This is a genomic window from Sediminibacillus terrae (genome assembly GCF_009602435.1).
GTDB lineage: Bacteria > Bacillota > Bacilli > Bacillales > Amphibacillaceae > Sediminibacillus > Sediminibacillus terrae.
In genome coordinates this window covers 1-21,767 of record NZ_VZDQ01000024.1, presented here as the reverse complement: position 1 = coordinate 21,767, position 21,767 = coordinate 1, and the positions used below count along the sequence as shown (strand labels likewise).

General features: G+C 36.2%; 17 protein-coding genes. 16 read left to right on the top strand and 1 reads right to left on the bottom strand.

Annotated features, from left to right (window positions below; genetic code table 11):
- Nucleotides 1–12 precede the first annotated feature (12 nt).
- The 7 genes from F6X55_RS11450 to F6X55_RS11420 all read left to right on the top strand — a co-directional run bounded on the left by F6X55_RS11450 (nucleotide 13) and on the right by F6X55_RS11420 (nucleotide 7,326).
- Nucleotides 13–270 carry a sensor histidine kinase gene (locus F6X55_RS11450; RefSeq protein ID WP_161993076.1) on the top strand — a complete coding sequence of 86 codons (258 nt, stop codon included), beginning with the start codon at nucleotides 13–15 and terminating at the stop codon, nucleotides 268–270.
- On the top strand, nucleotides 257–1,366 hold the full coding sequence (locus tag F6X55_RS11445; RefSeq protein WP_237648669.1) for a response regulator transcription factor: 1,110 nt from the start codon (nucleotides 257–259) through the stop codon (nucleotides 1,364–1,366). The genes F6X55_RS11450 and F6X55_RS11445 overlap by 14 nt, the downstream gene beginning before the upstream one ends.
- 92 nt (nucleotides 1,367–1,458) lie before the next feature.
- Nucleotides 1,459–2,493 (top strand): ABC transporter substrate-binding protein, encoded by a 1,035-nt coding sequence (locus F6X55_RS11440; RefSeq protein ID WP_153463388.1) that lies wholly within the window; start codon nucleotides 1,459–1,461, stop codon nucleotides 2,491–2,493.
- A 64-nt stretch (nucleotides 2,494–2,557) separates the two neighbouring features.
- Nucleotides 2,558–3,682: an ABC transporter ATP-binding protein gene (locus tag F6X55_RS11435; RefSeq protein WP_153463386.1), complete on the top strand. Its 1,125-nt coding sequence runs from the start codon at nucleotides 2,558–2,560 to the stop codon at nucleotides 3,680–3,682.
- Entirely contained in the window at nucleotides 3,648–5,318 is a 1,671-nt protein-coding gene (locus tag F6X55_RS11430) for an ABC transporter permease (protein ID WP_153463384.1), read from the top strand. Before F6X55_RS11435 ends, F6X55_RS11430 begins: the two co-directional genes overlap by 35 nt.
- A gap of 20 nt (nucleotides 5,319–5,338) precedes the next feature.
- On the top strand, nucleotides 5,339–6,499 hold the full coding sequence (locus F6X55_RS11425) for an extracellular solute-binding protein (RefSeq protein ID WP_153463382.1): 1,161 nt from the start codon (nucleotides 5,339–5,341) through the stop codon (nucleotides 6,497–6,499).
- Nucleotides 6,442–7,326: a hypothetical protein gene (locus F6X55_RS11420; RefSeq protein WP_153463380.1), complete on the top strand. Its 885-nt coding sequence runs from the start codon at nucleotides 6,442–6,444 to the stop codon at nucleotides 7,324–7,326. The genes F6X55_RS11425 and F6X55_RS11420 overlap by 58 nt, the downstream gene beginning before the upstream one ends.
- 39 nt (nucleotides 7,327–7,365) lie before the next feature.
- Here the strand turns inward: F6X55_RS11420 and F6X55_RS11415 are convergent, their stop codons facing one another.
- Nucleotides 7,366–8,463, bottom strand: a complete 1,098-nt coding sequence (locus F6X55_RS11415; RefSeq protein WP_153463378.1) for a C40 family peptidase — start codon at nucleotides 8,461–8,463, stop codon at nucleotides 7,366–7,368.
- Nucleotides 8,464–8,724: 261 nt separating this feature from the next.
- Between F6X55_RS11415 and F6X55_RS11410 the strand changes: the two genes are divergently transcribed.
- The 9 genes from F6X55_RS11410 to F6X55_RS11370 form a co-directional block, all read left to right on the top strand.
- On the top strand, nucleotides 8,725–9,963 hold the full coding sequence (locus F6X55_RS11410; RefSeq protein ID WP_153463376.1) for a glycosyltransferase family 4 protein: 1,239 nt from the start codon (nucleotides 8,725–8,727) through the stop codon (nucleotides 9,961–9,963).
- Nucleotides 9,956–11,242 carry a glycosyltransferase gene (locus F6X55_RS11405; RefSeq protein ID WP_153463374.1) on the top strand — a complete coding sequence of 429 codons (1,287 nt, stop codon included), beginning with the start codon at nucleotides 9,956–9,958 and terminating at the stop codon, nucleotides 11,240–11,242. Before F6X55_RS11410 ends, F6X55_RS11405 begins: the two co-directional genes overlap by 8 nt.
- Before the next feature lie 35 nt (nucleotides 11,243–11,277).
- Complete coding sequence (locus F6X55_RS11400; RefSeq protein WP_153463373.1) at nucleotides 11,278–12,495, top strand: methyltransferase domain-containing protein; 1,218 nt, start codon at nucleotides 11,278–11,280, stop codon at nucleotides 12,493–12,495.
- On the top strand, nucleotides 12,492–16,007 hold the full coding sequence (locus F6X55_RS11395) for a CgeB family protein (RefSeq protein ID WP_153463371.1): 3,516 nt from the start codon (nucleotides 12,492–12,494) through the stop codon (nucleotides 16,005–16,007). Before F6X55_RS11400 ends, F6X55_RS11395 begins: the two co-directional genes overlap by 4 nt.
- Before the next feature lie 10 nt (nucleotides 16,008–16,017).
- Complete coding sequence (locus F6X55_RS11390) at nucleotides 16,018–16,998, top strand: glycosyltransferase family 4 protein (protein WP_153463369.1); 981 nt, start codon at nucleotides 16,018–16,020, stop codon at nucleotides 16,996–16,998.
- 22 nt (nucleotides 16,999–17,020) lie between these two features.
- Nucleotides 17,021–18,298 carry a nucleotide sugar dehydrogenase gene (locus F6X55_RS11385; RefSeq protein ID WP_153463367.1) on the top strand — a complete coding sequence of 426 codons (1,278 nt, stop codon included), beginning with the start codon at nucleotides 17,021–17,023 and terminating at the stop codon, nucleotides 18,296–18,298.
- On the top strand, nucleotides 18,295–19,098 hold the full coding sequence (locus tag F6X55_RS11380) for an ABC transporter permease (RefSeq protein WP_153463365.1): 804 nt from the start codon (nucleotides 18,295–18,297) through the stop codon (nucleotides 19,096–19,098). The genes F6X55_RS11385 and F6X55_RS11380 overlap by 4 nt, the downstream gene beginning before the upstream one ends.
- Nucleotides 19,099–19,111: 13 nt before the next feature.
- On the top strand, nucleotides 19,112–20,734 hold the full coding sequence (locus F6X55_RS11375) for an ATP-binding cassette domain-containing protein (RefSeq protein WP_161993075.1): 1,623 nt from the start codon (nucleotides 19,112–19,114) through the stop codon (nucleotides 20,732–20,734).
- 171 nt (nucleotides 20,735–20,905) lie between these two features.
- Nucleotides 20,906–21,767, top strand: an 862-nt coding sequence (locus F6X55_RS11370; protein ID WP_153463361.1) for a hypothetical protein, incomplete at its 3' end; no start/stop codon positions are given.

Here is a 21,767-nt window from a genome sequence, read left to right as displayed (position 1 = left end):
AAAGGGGACTTTTTGGAAATAAAGGTAAGCGACGATGGAATAGGAATGGAAAAAGAAATGGTAGAAAAAATCCAGACGGCTACTTATTCATCACGAGAGACAAAATCGACAGGCATCGGATTGCGAAATGTCATGGACAGATTGCGGCTTTATTTCAACCAACGATTCCACTTTGCTATTTCCAGTGAACTTGGAAAGGGCACTACTGTGACCATAAAACTTCCACTAATAGAAGGGGAGGATTTGCTTGTTAAGAGTGGTGATAGCTGATGACGAAAGAATCATCCGGGAAGGAATGAAAATGGCGTTGGATTGGGAGAAATTAGGCATCCAAATTGTTGGAAAGGCGGAAAGCGGTAAGGAAGCTTTGTCCTTGGTGAAGAAATGGAATCCGCACATTTTGATAACGGATATACGAATGCCAGGCTTATCCGGTCTGGATTTGATCAGGGCCGTGAAGGAAGAAAAGCAAACGATCAAGACGGTTATTGTTTCGGGATACAGTGAATTTGCTTATGCCCAGGAGGCAATCCGTCTGGGTGCTGATGACTTTATTTTAAAACCACTTAATGACTTGGATTTGGAAAAAATCATCAAACGATTAGTATCGGAAATACAAGCAGATCAGCAGGATTCACGCGAGAAAGCGAAATTGGAAGTGCTCCATTATATGAAAGGACTCAACAAGGACTTGCCTGCATTTCTGGAAGATCAAACTGATTTTTTCGTTATCCAGTGGGAAGGCGCTTGTTCTGAAGAAACTTGGTTACCGATGTTCTCGAATTCGTATCTTCATCTAGCTTCTACAGATAACCAGGGGACTACATTGCTGTATGATGTGAATAAGAATGAGAAACTTCCAGCCCTCTTGAATGAATTTTTCCTCAGTAAAGAATGTATTGGGGGCTGTAGTGAACACAGCCATTCTCCAAAAGGAATTCCGTCTCTTTTCAAGCAGGCGAAAATGGCACTTGAGCGAAACAAAGCAATGCATAGACAAGGATGTCTGGATTTCGGGTCACTATCCATTTATCTAGATTTACAGAAAACCATCGAGTATCTGAAAGAGAATTTTTACTTGCCATTATCCTTGCATGAACTGGCAAATGAATTACATATATCGGACAGTTATTTCAGTCGAATTTTCAAAGAGCAAACCGGTAAGAATTTTGTTGAGTACATGACTGAGCTACGGTTGGAAAAAGCGAAAGAATTGTTGTCCAGAACCAGTTTGAAGACAAATGAGGTATCAAGTAGTGTTGGTTATCAGGATGCCAGGTATTTCAGTCAGATATTCAAAAAGCATACAGGATTCCTGCCTTCTGTATATCGCAAAAAGTATGTGGCTCAACAGGAAAATAATTAAACATTTTCGCAAATCCACCTCATTGTTCTGAAAATTCGCTCCTTTATACTGGAAGAGACAGGAGCAATGAAACATTAAAAAGGGGGCAGAACATGAGAAAGACTGTGGCAGTATGGCTGAGTATTTTGGCTTTGGTAGTATTGGCGGCTTGTGGAGATAGTGCCAGCGGATCAGGTGAAGGCGGAGATGGAAAAGGGAGTTCGGATAAACTGACTGTTTATTCTCCCCATCAAACCGAAATCATCAACCCGATTATCAAGGAATTCCAGGACAGAACAGATATCGAGGTCGAGTTGGTTACAGGGGGGACAGGAGAACTGTTGAACCGGATCGAAGCAGAGGCTGGAAACCCATTGGGTGATGTTATGTGGGGAGGCGGCGCTGAGTCCCTTCAAGCATATAGCGATCAATTCGAAACCTACGAAGTAGCTGAAAGTGATCAAATACCTGATATGTACAAGAGTCCTGATTCCAGCTGGGTAGGTTTTTCGGCTCTGCCCATGGTCATCATGTATAACAAGGATTTAGTGGAAGAAGCAGATGCACCTAAAACATGGCAGGACTTGCTTGACCAAAAGTGGAAAGGGAAAATAGCTTATGCTGATCCGGCAAAGTCTGGTTCCTCTTATACTCAGTTAGTCACCATGCTGGAGGCAAATAAAGATGATGGAAATGACGGATGGGACTTTGTAGCTGACTTTGTTGAAAACTTGGATGGAAAAATATTAAGTGGCTCAAGCATGGTATATAAAGGGGTAGCAGACGGGGAGTTCCCGATTGGCGTCACGTTAGAAGAAGCAGCTTACCGATACGTATCGGGAGGGGCAAACGTCGATGTTGCTTATCCGGAAGAAGGTACCTCAGCAGTCCCGGATGGAGCAGCATTGATCAAGGATGCCAAAAATAAGGATAACGCTCAAGAATTTCTTGATTTCTTGACAAGTAAGGACGTGCAGGAATTAACAGTGTCGGAATTCAACCGCCGTTCTGTTAGAGAGGATGTTGAACCTCCTGAAGGATTGACTACAACCGATGAAATCCCTTTTGTCGATTACGACTTTGATTGGGCTTCGGAAAATCAGGAAGCCGTAATGGGTAAATTTCAAGATCTAATTATCGGGAAGTAACATAACCGCAATAAAGAATCGTATAAAAACGGTTCTTTATTGCTTAAAGGGGGAGAAAATAACAATGACGGAAGTAAGAATCAAAGATGTAACCAAGTACTTTGATGACGTTAAAGGCGTGGATGCGGCAAACATTTCGATAAAAGATGGAGAATTCTTTACCCTTTTAGGTCCCAGTGGATGTGGAAAAACCACGTTGCTTCGCACGCTTGTCGGGTTTCACAGGCAAGAGGAAGGGGATATTTTTTTCGATGAGCAATGCATTAATGACGTTCCCACTTATCAAAGGAATATCGGGATGGTCTTTCAGAGCTACTCGATTTTCCCGCATATGAGTGTGTTTGAAAATGTAGCATACGGCTTGAGGGCGCGAAAGGTACCTAAATCCGAAATAAAGTCAAGGGTGATGGAAGCGCTGGAAATGGTGGAATTAGCTGAATTGAAGGATAGGCAGCCTGCAAAAATGAGTGGAGGTCAGCAACAGCGTATAGCGCTGGCCCGGGCAATAGTGATTCATCCTGGATTGTTGTTGATGGATGAGCCTTTGTCCAATCTTGATGCCAAGTTGCGTTTAAAGATGAGGGCGGATATTCGCAGTTTACAAAAGGAATTAGGCATCACCACACTTTATGTGACCCATGATCAAGAGGAAGCACTGGCTGTCTCTGATAGAATAGCAGTTTTGAACAAAGGGAAAATCCAACAGATTGGCAGGCCCCATGAAATTTACCTGACACCGAAAAACAAATTTGTCGCCAATTTTATCGGCTCGACCAACTTTTTGGATGCTAAAGTAAAAAAAGTCGACACAGGAGAAATGGGGGTCGAAGTTGAAGGCCAAGTGTACCATGCTTCCATCAACCGCACCGCTGTCGGAGAGGTCATTTATTCAGTCAGGCCGGAACAAGTAAAGATTAATAGGGAAAATCATTACCAAGGCCCGTTTGTCGACGGAATAATCACTTCTGCATCCTTTCTCGGCGAAAAGGCTGAATACATGGTCGAGTTGACCAGGACAAAAACCAAAATCCAAGTCCACGAACACGCAGTGCATTATAACCTTTTGATGAAAGAGGGAGATGCTGTTCAATTATATTTGAATCCGGAAGAAGCGGTGATTTTCAGTGAAGACGGAGAGGAGGCACTAAATATTCATGACAACGATCGCGCCTACCTTGAAACGGTCTAAACTATTTCGCTGGGATTTTTGGAACTTTGTCACCGTTATTGCCTTTGCTGTCGTTCTACTGCTGTTGTTGTATCCTTTATTCAGTATTTTTCTCAACAGTTTTTTCTATGAAGGGCAGTTTTCCATCGAAAGCTATCAGGATTTTTTCACGTTGGAATATTACTACAGCTCGCTTATAAACAGCTTGATTGTTTGCAGCATGGCTACGGTGTTTGCCACTTGTCTTGGTGTTCCCGTTGCTTATATTATGACAAGGTTTGAATTGCCGTTTAAGAGTGTCATCCATATCCTGATTATCCTCACATTGCTGTCCCCGCCTTTCATCGGGGCGTATTCGTGGATATTGATGCTCGGTAATAACGGTTTTATCACCAATCTATTGAATGGCTGGGGATTGAATGTTCCGTCCATCTATGGATTGCACGGGATGATTTGGGTGTTTACCATCCAGTTTTATCCTCATATTTACTTGTATGTTTCCGGTGCACTAAAAACCATGGATAGTTCTCTCGAGGAAGCCTCATCCAGTTTGGGGAGTACAAAATGGAGAAAGTTGCGGACAATCACCCTTCCGTTGATTTTTCCTACTTTGTCAACGGGTGCTCTAATGGTCTTCATGGCCTCCTTCGCAGATTTCGGAACTCCCATGTTGCTGGGTCAAGGAACAAAATTGCTTCCCATCCTTGCGTATGAACAGTTTATCAATGAAATGGGTTCAAACCCAGCAATGGCTAGTACGTTAAGTATGATTTTGTTGGCCGTAAGTACCACTATTTTATTTCTGCAGCGGTATTTGGTCACGAGAAAATCCTATTCAATGAGTTCCATGACAGAGCCGAAACTAATAAAATTAAAACCGGTCCAAAAGTTCTTTGCCATGCTTTTTATCGGATTGGTTATCTGTGTGTCCATGATTCCTCAGGCGACCGTGATAACAACTTCTTTTCTCAAAACAAATGGGCCAGTTTTCACAAGCGAATTCAGCTTGGACAGTTATCGAGAAGTCATTTATCGTGTACCCCATGCTATTCTTAATACCTTCACTTATTCATCGGTTGCAATCGTTTTAATGGTATTGGCCGGTTTGCTGCTATCGTATATTGTGGTAAGAAGGAACTCAAAGGTAAGCTCATTACTCGATGCGTTCATTATGATTCCTTATGTCATCCCGGGCACCGTATTGGGGATTAGTTTTATCATTGCATTTAACAAGCCGCCGATTGAAATAACGGGAACGTGGATTATCCTTGTGGCAGCATATTTCATTCGTAAACTACCATACACGATGAGGTCGAGCACCGCCATCTTGTATCAGATAGATCTAAGTGTGGAAGAAGCATCCATAAGTTTGGGTGTCCCGCCAATGAAAACTTTTTTTAAGACAACCGCCGTTTTGATGATCCCAGGTGTATTCTCCGGAGCTATCCTCAGTTGGGTCACAACAATAAATGAATTAAGCTCGACCATCGTTTTGTATGCAGGATCTACTGCGACTATCACGGTAGCAATCTATTCACAAGTCTTCACAGCTAATTTTGGCACGGCTGCCGCTTTGGCTTCCATCTTATCGTTGAGTACTATCATATCCTTGGTTGTTGTTTCGATCATATCAGGGAAAAAAGGCATCCCTATGTAGGGTGAAGGAGGCGAACCATTTTGAAAAATGCTTTACTGTTAATCAGTATTGTGGTCGTTATTTTTCTTGGGTTCGCCCTTTATCGTCTTAAGCCAAGCGATCTTTTGATAAGCGAGTCTAATCCGGAACAAGAGATGTTCGTATGGGTGTACACAGAAGCGTTGGCCGAAGCAGCGAAAAATTATGAAAACACCCAGCAAGACCTCGGAGTAAATGTACGCCGTTTTACCAATGGAGATGATCTCATAGAAGAATTAAAAATAGCCGTCTCTAATGGAGGAGAACCCGACATAGCTGAAATACCTTCTTTCTATGGCATTCATTCCCTTATTGAGGCGGAAGCAGTAGTGCCGATTGATGAATTTATAACCAATTCTTTTCGAAGCGATCTTGCCAAAGTTATCACGGAACGGTATAAGCATCAAGGAAAGCTATATGCACTGCCGATCGGATATGAAGTACCGTTGGTGTACATGAACGAAAGTAGGGTGAAGAAAAGAAAGAGGGATGCTTCTTATGCATCTTTTAAGGCGATTGTGCAGGAAGCAGAGACAGCGAAGACATCAGAGGAAGCTGCGTGGAAGCTTCATACCGACTTAATGTTCCCCTGGTACATGATCAATACGATGAAAGAAAAACAGCCACATACCATAAAACCAGACGATTTCCTCAAGACCGATTGGGGTGCTGCACGTCTGAATGATCAACTCATGCCATCTTTTGCTTATCAGCTAGCTCTTACAGATTTTGTGAATGGTAAGGGAGCGATTCTGCTAAGCAGTTCAAGGAATCTGTTATTGGTAGATCGGTTGATTGGCAATACCTTTGACTGGGAAGTGTTCGAGTTTCCGCCAATTTCAGATGAAATGTTGGTGAATGGTAGTGGGCTGGCAGTGATGGATAACCAGGGGAAAGGAATGGTGTCGGCTTTTCTTGCTTTTCTACAGGAAAAGGATGCGTTAGCAGCCATCGGTTTGGAGGAAACACTGATTCCCGCAGATCGATCGCTAGCGGGTTCTACTGCTTTTTTAAACCAATACAGGCGGTTTCCACATTTCCAAGATGGTGTTGAACATAGCCTGGAATGGAACGGAGTAACCGCAAATAGGGAGGATTTAATATTTTGGGATCAGTTAAAACGACTGAATCAAAAGATGAACGAAATGGAAAGAAGCCGGTAATGAGATTGATCGAGCAATTTACCGAAGGCAAACATGGAAATCCGGAACTTTGCGAGGATTTATATGTACTGACAGAAAATTTCGCAGCCGTTGTAGACGGCGCCACAAATGTAAGCGGAAAGCTATTTCATCATAAAACACCGGGTAGAATAGCAGCTGAAACGATAAAAACCAGTATAGAAGAACTGGAGCCTGACGCCGATGTCAAACAAATGATTAAGACGATTAATGCTAACATGCAAAAAGTTCATGAAGCATACGACTTAACTGAAGAAATTGAAAGGTATCGGTGGAAAGCTCCCTCTGCCAGCTTGGTCGTGTACAGCAGACACCGTCAGGAAATTTGGCAAATCGGCGATTGTCAGTTCATGATGGATGGAGTGCTGCACCAAAATGAAAAAGATATCGATCATATAACAGCCAACGCCAGGTCCATGTACTTAGAAGCAGAATTAAAAAAAGGGAAAACTATCAACGATTTAAAAGAAAGAGATACAGGTTGGGAATATATCCAGCCATTGATCCAACAACAATACTACCTGCAAAACGATTTAACCAATCAATATGGGTTTGAAGTGGTCAATGGGTTTTTAGTAGATGCTAGTGACATCAAGGTAATAAAGGTTCCGGAAGAAACCAAACACTTGGTATTTGCATCAGACGGTTACCCTTACTTGAAAGATACACTGGTGGAATCCGAAGCTATGCTGAAGGAAGTATTGGAAGAAGATCCTCTTTGTTTCAGGAAATTCAAATCAGCCAAAGGGTTAATGAATGGAAACCGTTCCTATGATGATCGGCTGTATATGAAAATAATACTAGAATGAAAAAGAACCCCCAATCAACCTGTGATTGGGGATTTCTTTTCAATAAAACCGCTTAAAGCCATCAAAGTGCTTTTTCCAATAAGAGTTATCCAAACTAGTCACTTTCACACCGCTTGATTCAGCTGAAATAAAACTGTTATTCCCAACATAAATACCGATGTGAGAAATGCCTGCCCGATATGTACCCTCAAAGAACACCAAGTCACCAAGCTGCGGGTTGTTAACATAGTAGGAACGGTTATAGTATCCATCGGTAGAGTACCGGGCGATGTTTTTACCCGCTTTATTATAGAGGTAATAGATAAATCCGCTGCAATCAAAACCGCTTGGTGATGATCCTCCCCAAACATAGCCGGTTCCTATGAAACTTTTGGCTTCATCGATCAATTTGGTGACGTTGTAATCAACAGTGTTGGACTCAACCTTCGTATCGGGCGCTTCCTTTTTTGTTGTTCCGTTGCTACCGCTATTTTTGGAGGATTTGCTGCCGCTTACCTTCAACTTTTGGCCAACATAGATAAGGTCAGAGGACAAGCCATTCCATTTCTTTAAATCATCGACGGATACTTGATATTTACTAGCAATTTTTCCGAGGTAATCACCAGAAACCACTTTGTATGTAGAAACACTAGAAGAACTGGAGGATTCCTGTTCTTTTTCCGAATTCTTGGATTCTTTGTTGTTGCTAGTCTTTGATTCCGACTTAGAATTGGAAGAAGGATTTGAAACAACAAAAACATCGCCAGGATAAATCAAAGTAGTAGACAGGTTATTCCATTCCATCAGTTTAGACAACGAAATGTTATGTTGAGCGGCAATCTTGCTGAGTGAATCCCCTGCATTTACAGTGTATGTAGATGTGGACTTGCTGCTTTCTTTACTTTCCTTGGTAGTTGTCGATTTTTTATCCTTGCTTTGGGTAGAACTGCCGTCAATTTTTAGCACCTGATTGGGAAAAATAATATTATTATTCAATTTGTTCAGCGATTTTAGCGAGGAGACAGATGTGTTGTACTTTTGCGCGACCGACCAAAGCGAGTCGCCTTTTTGAACCTTGTGGGTTGCCGCTTCGACTGTCATTCCGTAAGAAGAAGCAATTACTGCAGTGGCAGTTATTGATAATAACGTCTTTTTCATTCCAACTTTCCCCCTTATTCCCCGTTCTTTTACAAGATTTTCTATTAAATAAGTATATCATAGGTGACGAAAGATTCTGTTGTTTGTAATATAATTGTAATATTGTAAACGAGAAATAGTGACAGAGAGCTTAGATTTACATAAAAAGTAAAAGGAAAACCTATTAAATTCACCGGATATCTGTTATAATCTAGCAAGATTGACGTTTTTCATCGAACATTGTCAAAAAGAATTCGAAGTTTTTATATAGTGGGGAAAGTTATGTCGAAAAAAATTCTAATTATATCGCAACATTTTTATCCTGAAATTGGAAGTGCGGGGAACAGGATGAAGAATATTTACTCGATGTTGCAAAACAGTGACCTGACTGTAAACATTCTGACAACAGATCCAACATATCCCGTCAGGAATCTGTATTCTGATAAATCGTTCTGGGATGATGAAGAATTAAACGTAGATACGGGAAACATCTACAGAGTGAGTGTGAGAAACAAAAAATATTCTCGGAGCATCTTGAACAGATTGTTTTATTATATTGAAATCACGTTAAAGATGATTTGGTTTATTTTCCGCTCACAGAAAAATTATGACATGGTTTTTGCAACCTCTCCCCCTATTTTTATAGGTATAGTAGGCCTGATAGCGAAGAAGCGTTTTAGGTCAAAATTCATTTTGGATATACGTGATTTATGGCCGGAATCATTAAAGGGAGTAAATGTATTCAACTTTCCCCCTATAATTTATCTTTTTAAACAAATTGAGGGGAAGTTATATAAATCATCCGATAAAATTCTCATTAATAGTAAAGGGTTTTATAATTATATTGAATCTATTTCCCCTGACTTTAACCGGAAAATGGTATATATCCCCAACTCTGCGAAATCAGAAGAAGTATATCCGGTGAGCTTATCATCGGGAAGGGACTTTAAAGTGATTTATGCGGGGAATATTGGACTAGCCCAGAATGATAAACTGTTGATTGATCTTGCTAAGGAACTTAATAAGAAACATATCAAAATGACGATAATAGGATATGGTCTTAAACGAAAAGGATTGTTAGAGGACATTAAAAAAGAAGGGCTGACGAATGTCGATGTTGTTCCACCCCTTACAAGGAATGAATGTTTCAAATTGATATCCCAACATCAAGTGGGAATTGTTACCCTAGTTAATAGTGATGTGTTTAAAACGGTACTGCCTGGTAAAATCGTTGATTATATGACTTGCGGAGTTCCAATTGTAGCTTCGGTATCTGGTTTTTCAAAGGAAATTATCAACAGAGAGAAAGTTGGCTATGTATCAGAGACTAATGTTACAGGAATGATTGATTTTATAGATTATTTATATAGAAACCCTGAGAAAAGATACGAACAGGGTATGAATGGTCAAAGATATGTAAGAGAGCATTTCCTTTGGGAAGATAATATTAATATATTGATAGAAACGATTAACCAAGTATTCAATGAAAAATCACTAAGTAAGGTTGGGCGTTATGAATAAAAAAGTTTGTATGTTTGTGTGGAATCATTTTACCAACGATGCCAGAGTTCTAAGAGAATGCACCGCTTTGTCTGAAAACGGGTATAAAGTAGACTTGATTTGCATTCATGATCCGAAAGATAAGGGGTTGCCTACTTATGAGAAGCGGAATGATGACTTCTCTGTTTATCGAGTGAGAAGGTACCCGATACTGTTAGAATTGATGCAAAAGGTTTATCGGAAGTGCTTTCAAAATAAACTGTTCTGTTTAGTGTTATTTTTTATATGGCTATTTTTTATGTATTTGATTCCTATCATTACCGGAATTATCACAATGGTAGGACTCTTATTGTTGAAAACTAAACTAAAAGTATTGTGGGTAAGAGGTGGCATATTGTTTAGAATGATAGCAAAAGGATATGGAAAGGATTATTCCATCTATCATTCAAACGATTTAAACACATTACCTCAAGGATATATTTGTGCAAAACTTCGTATTAAGAAAAAAAGGCTTATTTATGATTCTCATGAAGTACAAACAAGTAGAACTGGTTACGACAAGAAGTACTTTGGAACTCTTGAGAAATTCTATATAAAAAGAATTGACGATATGATCGTTGAGAATCATACAAGGGCAAAATACAATCAGGATTTATATGGGTTTTATCCAAATGTAGTACACAATTACCCTTTTGCACAGAAAGATAAACATATAAAGAGAGCACCATTGCATTCTTTATTGCAACTGCCTCCAGATGGAAAGATACTTTTATATCAGGGTGGCATTCAGGCCGGAAGAGGACTTGAAAAATTAATTCAAGCGGTTCCTCATTTTATTGAAGGAACGCTTGTACTTATAGGTGACGGCAGGATAAAACCTTCATTAGAGATATTGGTTGAAGAAATGGGCTTGCAAGAGAAAGTGAAGTTTTTGCCTAAAGTCCCTCTGACAGATTTGCCCAGCTACACGAAAACCGCTTATATTGGTTTTCAAGTTCTTAATAATACCAACTTCAATCATTACTCTGCTTCCTCCAATAAATTATTTGAGTACATGATGGCAGGGGTGCCGGTTGTGGCTTGTAGCTTTCCCGAAATAAAAAAAGTAGTCGAAGGGGAAAATGTGGGTATTTGTGTGGACTCTCATGATTATTTATCAATCGCAGCCGGTGTAAATGAATTATTGGAGAACGAGACGCTGCACAAAGAAATGGCGGAGAACACGAAGACTGCAAAAGGTAAATATAATTGGGAACTTGAAAAAATAAAATTCTTAGAAATCTATAATCAATTCGGATGACTTTTGGTAATTGAACATAGGGGCGGGGGAGAATAATGAAAAAACCGTTAGATAGAATTTCAGAAGCATATTTTAATAAAATGGGTTCTGGCTTTGGAGAAAAGGTAAGAAAGAGAGTCCATTGGATATGTGAAAATGCTTTTGGGGAGTCCATTTTAGATGTAGGTTGTTCGCAGGGGATCACATCTATATTGTTAGCAAGAGAAGGAAAAAAGGTATTAGGAATCGATTTATTGAAAGAATCTATAGAACATGCAGAAGATTTACTAAGTGATGAAGCTCAAACCACAATAGAGAATGTAGATTTTAAAATAGCAAATTTTATGAATTATGATTTTGGAGAAAAAAAGTATGACACTATTATATTTGGGGAAATTTTAGAGCACATTGCTGACCCACATAGATTTATTAACAGGGCTTCTACATTACTAAGAGAAGACGGCCGAATTATAGTTACTGTACCCTTTGGTATTAACGATTATTTTGATCATAAAAAAACCTATTATCTTGAGGGTCTGCTACGTTTGCAAAATGATAAATTAGAACTTGATGATGTAGTCTTTTTAGGAAATTGGGTAGGAACAATACTAACTGTGAAAAACAATCAAGAAAAGGGAAATAAATTTAATCTTGAGTTACTGAAAGAATTTGAGACCAAGATATATGACAGAGAAAGAGACTTTTTAAACCAAATAGCAATATTAAAAAGTGAAGTGGATAAGGAAAACAAACTAGAAAAAGAATTATATGAACTGACTCAGGAATTAAGAGAAAAGAACGAATTAATTAAAGAAAAAGTAGCAACAATAGAAGAGTTGGAAGAAAAAAACAAAATCCTGAAAAAAGAACTTTACGGAACAAAAAATGCAAATTATGAGGAAAGAAAAAATGTTTTAAAACAAGTAGATAATTTGAAAGCGGAAATCGCTTCTCTTCAAGAAAAATTGCGTAAATACAGCCTTCTATATGAAAAACAAAAAAAAGTGATGGATGAAAACAAATCACTCAATGAACTAGAAATCGCACTAAAGAAAGAGAATGAGTTATTAAAAAATGAAATCGAAAAGCAGTTAGATTTAAGAGAAAGAGAAATAAAAGAATTAGAGAATGTACAGAATAAACATCAATTATTAGAAAAAAAGTATTTTGCTCTTTATAATTCTTTGTTAGGTAAATTCACAATAAAATACTGGAAGTTAAGAAAAAAGTTGAAAGATACTTTTCCTAAAAGAAAAGGAGCAAGAAAAGTATGACGATTAATATCAAACAGAGGCTAAAATCCATACAAGAAAAGAGGGCTTGGCTTAATAAAAGAAACTCCGGATCAATTTTCGAAGAATTAATCCATGGATCTCAATGGTTTAAAAAGACAAATGATAACATTATGTATAATGAGAATAGTAATTTTATCGAAGTAAACATTCCTGAAAATAATCAATGTTATCTAACGTACTTAGAGAAGAACAATGGATTTGACCATATCCCTAACTATTCTATCCCATTCGAAAAAGGGCAAAATGAAAACATTCTTAAATTCGAAGGTAAAAAACTTGGTGCCCTAGAAGTGGATTTTTTTGTATTTTCCTATAATAATAGTGGGAAAGTTGAAACACTAAAAGCTGATTTAAATACTAATAGAAAGATTACTTTATCTGAAGAAATAGAAAAAATAAGGATTGCAATACGATTTAAAGGAAAAGGAAAGCTTAAACTTGAGCGATTGCAACTCAACAATAATATACTTTGGGAAGAAAAAAACGAGGAAAAAAACAGTACATATCATTACCTGAGTTTTTGTGATTGGTATGTTCCTGAAAACACTTATCTTTCTTACAGTAGTGAAAACAACACTTTTAAAGCTGATTTTGTAGATCAAGGGTACACATATTTAGTTCACAGTGAACCTAACGCAAAGTTTGAAAATCTTCAAGGAAATGGTATCCCAATCAATGACACTAATTCCTTATCTGTGTTTTTTAATGGGCAAAAGACAACAAATGTAGATGTTAAATTAGTGATTATTCTTTATTGTGATGGAATAAAAAACAATAGTAGTGAAATAAAGCTAAATGAGAAGAGCAATATAAGTTTGGACGACGAATATGATTATTTCAGGTTAGCAATTCGTGTTTCGGGAAAAGGAACCTTTAGTGTTGAGGAAATAATAATAAATAATGAGTTTTACTGGTGGGGAAAAGAGTTGCCGCCAATTAAGAAGCATCTAGAGATAAAACATCAAAAAAGTTACAGGTTGAACAGCGAAACATTAATTGGTTGGAAAAGAAAAGATGATAAAATAAATTACTCTCAAAAGTATGATATTTTTGAAACAAAATTGAAAGGGAACCAATTTAGACATTTAACATGCGTTGATCAAAGTGAGGTTCAGTTTATTACCCCATTAGACGGTAAAAGTTACACTATAATGCCATCGGGAGAAACGTATAACAAAACAAATATCTCGCTTTTAATAATTGGATATACTGAGGGCGGGCAAAACATATTAGATGAAGTTCCTTTAAATGAAAGTCTCAATATAATCTTTGATAAAGATGTCTTATCGGTTGGGTTCATGATTAGAATCACAGGTGAAGGTTATTTCAAAAACCTGGAAATTAATATTGATGAAAAACCGATTGAAATCACAAATAGTATGGAGTTGGACTTGTCTAGCGTTTTATGGCATTCGACTAACCAAAAAAATATAAAGCTTGATACTAAAAAAGATAACTTAACAGGAAACATAAATATTCCAGTAGGTAAACACTTATATATATCCTATAAAGAAAACAATACAAGTTTTGGAAAGATGCCTACAACTAAATTAATGGATATTCAAAAAGGATATGAATATGAGTTTTCTGTTAAATCCCAAGTTGATGATGGGGTTAATCTGTTGCCCATGTTTATAGGATATTCAAACAATACAAAGATTCAGGTTTTACAATTGAAGCCTAATTCTTCTATGAAAATAAAACCATCTCCTGAAGTAACCCAATTTAGAATTGCTTTAAGGGTTGCAGGAGAAGGTGCTTTTGAAATATCCAAATTTGAAATTAAAGAGATAGAGTCCTTTAAGAGTGAACGGTCTTTAAACTTTATTGATAAATTTGAAGTGAATAAATTAAACCTTTTACCGGACAAACCACTAAAAAAGTTAAAAATGGCCGTAATTTTTGATGAGTTTACTTATGAAAGCTATAAATACGAGTGTAATCTTATTCAGTTTACCCCAGAAAATTGGTTGGAAGTTTTAACTAGTGAAGAACCAGACTTATTAATGGTGGAATCGGCGTGGAATGGGAATGATGGAACGTGGAATAAAAGGGTTGGTGATTATGGAGAAGAAAATTCTAAGCCCCTAGCTATGCTGATTGATTGGTGTAGACAGCATAATATACCAACTGTATTTTGGAATAAAGAAGATCCGGTCCATTTTAATAGATTTATTGAAACAGCAAAAAAATTTGATTATATTTATACCACAGATGAGAATATGATTGAAAGCTATCAAAAAAGTGTAGGTCATAGTAACGTTTATGCCTTGCCCTTTGCTGCTCAACCTTTAATCCATAATCCGATGAAAATTGTTGATGAAAGGGAAAAGAAAGCATGCTTTGCAGGTTCCTATTACCGTCATCACGAAGAAAGATCAGTAGACATGGATAGGCTATTAGATTCAGCTTCGAAATTCGGATTAGATATTTATGATAGGAACTATTTGATGACTAAAAAAGGGTTAATGCCTAATCATCAGTTTCCAGAGAGATTCCAACCATTTATAAAAGGGAATCTAAAATATTATGAAATTGATAAAGCCTACAAAGGCTATCAAGTAATGATCAATGTTAATACTGTGAAAGATTCACCAACCATGTTTTCTAGACGCGTTTTTGAAGGATTGGCATGTGGGACTCCCGTAATAAGTACCTATGCTCAGGGTGTTTCAAATATTTTTGGGGATTTAGTTGAAATGGAAGAAAATCCTGAAGATTTAGATGAATCCTTTAGAAAGCTACTGGAAGAAGAAAGCTTTTATAACAAGAAATCTATAATTGGAATTAGGGAAGTACTAACAAAACATACCTACACAAATAGATTATATTCTATAGTTAAAAATGCAGGCTTGAATTTTGATTTTCAATATCCCGAAGTTAGTGTTATTGCATTTGCATCAACTAAAGAAGAATATCTACAAATTCTGCAACAATTTAATAGGCAAGCATACAAACATAAGAAATTGCTTGTTTTAGTGGACACTTTTGATGGATATTTAGAAATGTATAATAAATATAATGATGATTCTATCCAGACTTTTATAAGAAGTTACATGCATAACTATAATAATATATTGGAATGGGTTGATACTCCTTATATAGCTTACTTTTCCTTGGAGGATTATTATGGAAAAAATTATCTTCTGGATTTAATGTTAAGTACCTTGTACACCGATAGTGACTTTATTGGTAAGTTTAATTACTTTACTATGGATAAGGGGATGCTCTTGGAGAGTAATTCAGGTCTTGAGTACACTTTTGTTTCAAGTTTGTCTGCTTCTAGAACAATTATTAAAACGAATGTCTTTAGTAAAGCTTCGTTAGAAGAGTTGCTGAAGAGCTTTATAGTGAAAAGTGACTTTTCTCCTTATTTTAAATATGGTAAGCAATTTTATAGTAGCAACAAGTTAAATTACGTAGAAGGAGCTTATAAAGAAAAACTTCAACCAAATTATATAAAAGAGATTGAAGATTATATTGAGATCTGAGGGTAAAATTATGGGAAATATTAATATATTGTTTGCTGGGCATGATTTGAAATTTGCAACCAACATAATTAATTACTTTGAATTAAGGGAAGGGTTTGATGTTAAGGAGGATGTTTGGAAGGGACATACGGGGCATGATGAAGAGGAAAGTCTAAAATATTTGCATTGGGCAGATGTTATTGTATGTGAATGGGGGCTCGGCAATGCTGTGTGGTATTCCCAAAACAAGCTCTCGCACCAAAAACTGATTGTAAGAATGCATTTACAAGAAGTCGATACACCTTATCCGAAAAGGTTTAATTTAAGTAACATTGATAAAATTATAGCCATTTCTCCTTATGTATATGAAGAATTCTATAGAGTGTTTAAGTTCCCTAGACAGAAAATGACAATGATATATAATGTAATAGATACTAAAAAATTTGATAGAGTAAAGGATAAACCAAAATTCAACTTAGGATTTGTGGGAATGAGTCCTAAAAGAAAAAGATTGGATTTAGCAGTAGATATTTTAGAAAAACTTTGGAATGAAGATTCAAGATATACGCTTTATATAAAAGGAAAACGTCCTGAAGAGTATCCCTGGCTTTGGAGAAAAGAAGAAGAAAGATTATACTATACGAGTTTATATGAGAGAATTGAAAAGGCTCCATGGAAAGATTCTGTAATATTTGATGGTTTCGGAAGTGACATACCAGAATGGTTTACGAAAATAGGGTTTATTCTTTCAACTAGTGACTTTGAAAGTTTTCATTTATCACCAAGCGAGGGGATGGCTTCGGGTACTTATCCAATTATCTTAAATTGGGATGGTAGTAATACAATTTATCCAGAAAAATATTTAATGACAAGTGTAGAAGAATCCGTTGAAAGAATAAAAAATGTTAGCTATGATCAACAGACGATGCAAGAGTTAAAAAAATATGTAAATGATAACTTCAGCATTGAGAAGATTGGTTTGGAATGGGAGAAACTTATAGTTAGTTTGTGAAAAACAGGAGGAATTAAAAATTATGAAAATAAATACAATGGGCTTGGGGTATATAGGTCTTCCAACATCTATTATGTTTGCTAAACATGATGTGGAAGTTGTAGGTGTAGATGTTAAACCGGAAGTAATTGAATCATTGAATGCAGGCAATATTCATATAGAAGAACCGGGCCTTCAAGAAGCATTAGAAGAGGTTATTAAAAGAGGAACATTTAAAGCTGCATTATCGCCTGAAAGGGCCGATGCCTTTATTATTTCTGTTCCTACACCTAACAATAATGATGAACATAAATCTATGGATCCAAGTTATGTTATTAGTGCAGTGAAAAATGTAATACCAGTCCTCAGAAAAGGTAATGTGGTAATTGTTGAATCTACGATTGCTCCTCGTACAATGGATGATGTGGTAAAACCTCTTATAGAAGAAGTGGGATTTATCATTGGAGAAGATATTTTCTTAGTACATTGTCCGGAGCGTGTACTTCCAGGGCAGATTATGCATGAACTCATATATAATAATAGAATTGTGGGAGGAATAACTCCCCAGTGTACGGAAGCAGGGGCTATGGTCTATAGTACATTTGTAAAAGGAGAAATTCTTAAGACCAATGCAAAAACAGCTGAAATGTCTAAGTTAATGGAAAACACTTTTCGAGATGTAAATATAGCTTTAGCAAATGAGTTAACTAAAGTTTGTAATGAGTTAGAAATAAATGCATTAGACGTTATAGAAATGGCAAATAAACATCCAAGAGTTAATATGCATACTCCTGGTCCAGGTGTAGGAGGACATTGTTTGGCTGTAGATCCTTATTTTATTGTATCTAAAGCACCAGAAGCAGCTAAGTTAATTGGCTTATCTAGATCTATCAATACATCTATGCCTGGTTATGTAGTAGAACATATAAATGAACTTATGGAACAAGTCAGTGGTCGGAAGGTATCTATATTTGGCCTAGCTTACAAAGGGAATGTAGATGATATTCGTGAGAGCCCAGCAATGGATATTTATTCACACTTAAAAACGAATTCAAATTATGAAGTGAGTGCGTATGATCCACATGTGGAAAATGACTGGGTTGATAATGACATTGAAAAGGCCTTACAGGATTCAGATTTAGTAGTGATATTGACCGATCATAATGAGTTTAGGGATATGGACTGGTCTAAATTTAAAGGAATGAATCATGCAAGAATATTTGATACCAAGAATGTTATTTCAACTCTACCAAAGGATGTTCAATATATTAATTTTGGAAACCTTTATCAAAATACGAAACGCTCATATCTACCAGTATGAAGACGGTTCTAAATACTATTAAACAGCAGTTTTTGTATTTCCCACTAATCTTAAGAGTGGCTCTCTATGAGACAAAGAGCAAATATCAAATGCACTTTTTAGGGATACTTTGGCAATTTATAAACCCTTTACTACAAGTAGGTGTTTATTGGTTTGTGTTTGGAGTGGGAATTAGAAATGGAGTTCCTATTGAAGGAACTCCCTTCTTCATTTGGCTGCTGGTAGGGTTGATTCCTTGGTTCTTCATCAGTCCTACAATAGTGCAAGGTTCAAATAGTATTTACAGTAAAATAAATCTTGTTTCGAAGATGAAGTTTCCGGTTAGTATATTGCCATCTATTACAATAATGAGTAATATATTTGGTTTCTTAATTACTTTATTAATTCTTGCTGTTGTAATGATTGTTTATGGTATACCAGTAAATATATATATTTTACAACTTCCATATTACTTAGTCTGTTTATTCATGTTGCTATATTCTATAACGATTTTTACTTCGACCATTTCAGCGCTTATCAGGGATTTCCAATTACTGGTCCAAACTTCTATGCGGTTGTTGTTTTTTATGACTCCAATATTATGGAGTGTGAATGAATTTCCCGAACGTTACCATACTATAATTCAATTGAATCCTTTTGCATACATCGTCAATGGATTTAGGGACTCTTTATTGAATAGTACATGGTTTTATGAAGATTGGAGAACCACATTGTATTTTTGGTCACTCACAATATTGATTTTATTTTTGGGTGCACTTCTGCATGAAAATTATAAAAATAAATTTGTGGATTATTTATAGCAGGAGGTTGCTTATGGAAAACCCTATAGTAAAATTAACAAATGTTTCCAAGACTTATAATTTATATAGGAAAAAGTCTGATATTTTACTGGATATGTTTTCCTTTAATCAAAAAAAGAAAACATTTTCAGCTCTTAAAAATATCTCATTCGAAGTCTTCAAGGGAGAGACAATTGGAATCATAGGGATTAATGGCTCAGGAAAGTCAACCTTATCTAACATACTTGCTGAGATAGCTCCTCCTACTTCTGGGGAGATAACCGTTAAGGGGGACCCTTCATTAGTTGCTATCTCAGCAGGCTTAAATAATTTTGTTACGGGACGAGAAAATATAGAATTAAAATGCTTAATGCATGGGTTGAAAAAGAAAGAAATTGAGGAGATAACCCCAGCTATAATTGACTTTGCCGATTTGGGAGATTTTATTGATCAACCAATTAAGAGTTATTCCAGTGGAATGAAATCAAGATTAGGGTTTGCTATTTCCGTTCATGTACAACCCGATATCCTTGTGGTTGATGAAGCTTTATCAGTAGGAGATAATACTTTTTATCAAAAATGTACTGACAAATTTGATGAATTCAAGGCTCAAGGAAAAACTATATTTTTTATTAGTCATTCGCTACCACAAGTTCAATCAATTTCTGATAAAATTTTATGGTTGAACTTTGGAAGAGTTGAACTTTTTGGGGAAACAAAAGAGGTTGCAGAGAAATATAAAAAGTTTACTTCTTGGTTTAACAGTTTATCTAACAAAGAAAAAAAAGAGTATAGGTATGAGAAATTAAGGAATCAGATATCAAATGGAAAAGAAGAACCTGTCTTAACTAAAAGATATGCACGACATAGAAAAAAAAATCATTCGAAACATCATATAGTTCAATTATCAATATTATTATTGCTTTTTCTTTTTAGTACATTCCTTATGTTTATAGAAAATCCTCTTCAAGCATTAGATAATAGTTTTAACAATAAAGGAGACGAAAAATTAGTATCTCAAGTAGAGAAAGGAGAACCTGTACAAGAGCTTTCTCCTGAAGATATTCTAAATATGGATGGATGGATTATTGTAAATGAGTCAAGTATATATAAAAATATAGACACTAGGGAAAAAGTTGAAGATTTAGCATTCGGAACTAAGGTGAATATTTTAGAAGAAGAGACCCGACAAAATTTTTATAAAGTAGAAGTTAATGGTATTAGCGGTTACCTTAGTAAAAACGATCTTTTAATTATTGATCAAGCTGAGCAGATTACATCTGACTTGAAGATAGAAGACTTCATTGATATCTTTCCTAGGAGAATATCAAATTCCTATGAATTTTTTATTTCATTGTTAGGTAGTGATTTAGAGGAATTGAGAAAAACTACCCAAGGAATCACAAATGAGTATTTGAATGATGATGGCCAATTGATTGTAGAATATAGTTATGAAAATATAGCCTATATTACTGATAATAATAAGGTTGGTACTTTACAAATAAATGAAATAGACTTTAATAACTCGGTGATAGAAGAAATAATGAACGAAGCGTTTATCAAATCAGTTGATGGAACTCTTTATTGTTTGTCTTTAGAAAACTATTATGTGTATTTAGATTCAATACAAAAAGAAATGAAAATTAGTTTAAGGTGATATAAATTTTAAAGTGAATCTATTCTCTAAATGGCACGTAGTTAATCCAGTTAGGATATTACGTGCTTTATTAACATTGAATTCCCTTTGAGGTAAAAAAATCTATCTTTAATAATTCCTTTATAATAAAATAAGGGAGGTTATATTTTTTGTGAAAAGGAGTCTAATATAGTGAAAAGTAAAATAATCTTTTTTATATATTTGTTCTTATTTTCCATGGTTATTTTTCCCCATGCTTTTATGGCTAGTGAAAGTAATAAAGTTGAAGTTTTATATTCCGAAAAACCTTTAAACATCAATAATCAATTCGTAATTAATCCTAATACGTACTTCTTTGGAACTGTTATAGACAAAGAGAAAATTAACATACAATTCGGAGACGGTCAAATTAGTATTCCGTCTGAAGATATTAAAAAGGCAGAAATGCCAACAGATAACATATCAACTTTTCAATCACTCCCCTCAAACGCTGAGTATAAACTTGTTGAAATTAAACCGGAAGCAATTATATACCCAAAAGATGTAACAGGAGAAAAGAAGGTAACAGCACTAGAAAAAATTAGTGAGTATCCTGTATATAAAAGTGAGAACGGTAAAAACATTATTTACATAGGGAATGTGGCATTTTATTTGACCAATAATGGAAGCCGTGCTTTGGTTCAGAAGGCGGGTGAGGAGCTCTCCGTAATTGAAGAGGATACTAAGATAGCAGACGCTGGAACTGAGGAAGGACCTACCAATGAATCAGTAAACCAGGATGGCATTTATTCTAAAGGAGAACCGATAGCAGAAGAGGAAGAAAGTATCTCAGAAGAAGAGATCGATACTAATAACCTAGAAAAGATTGATCCTGTCCAGGAAGAGGAAAAGAAGCTTGAAGATCAATCGTCCATGAAGATGACCATCCAAAGCGTGAATCCGTGGGATGGCTCGGAAGCGGGTTATTTTAAAGTGACCGACACTACCACAGTCTATGACAATCGAGGGAATGGCGCTTTAAGACCGATGGGCCAATTGGAAGAAGGCCAGGTCT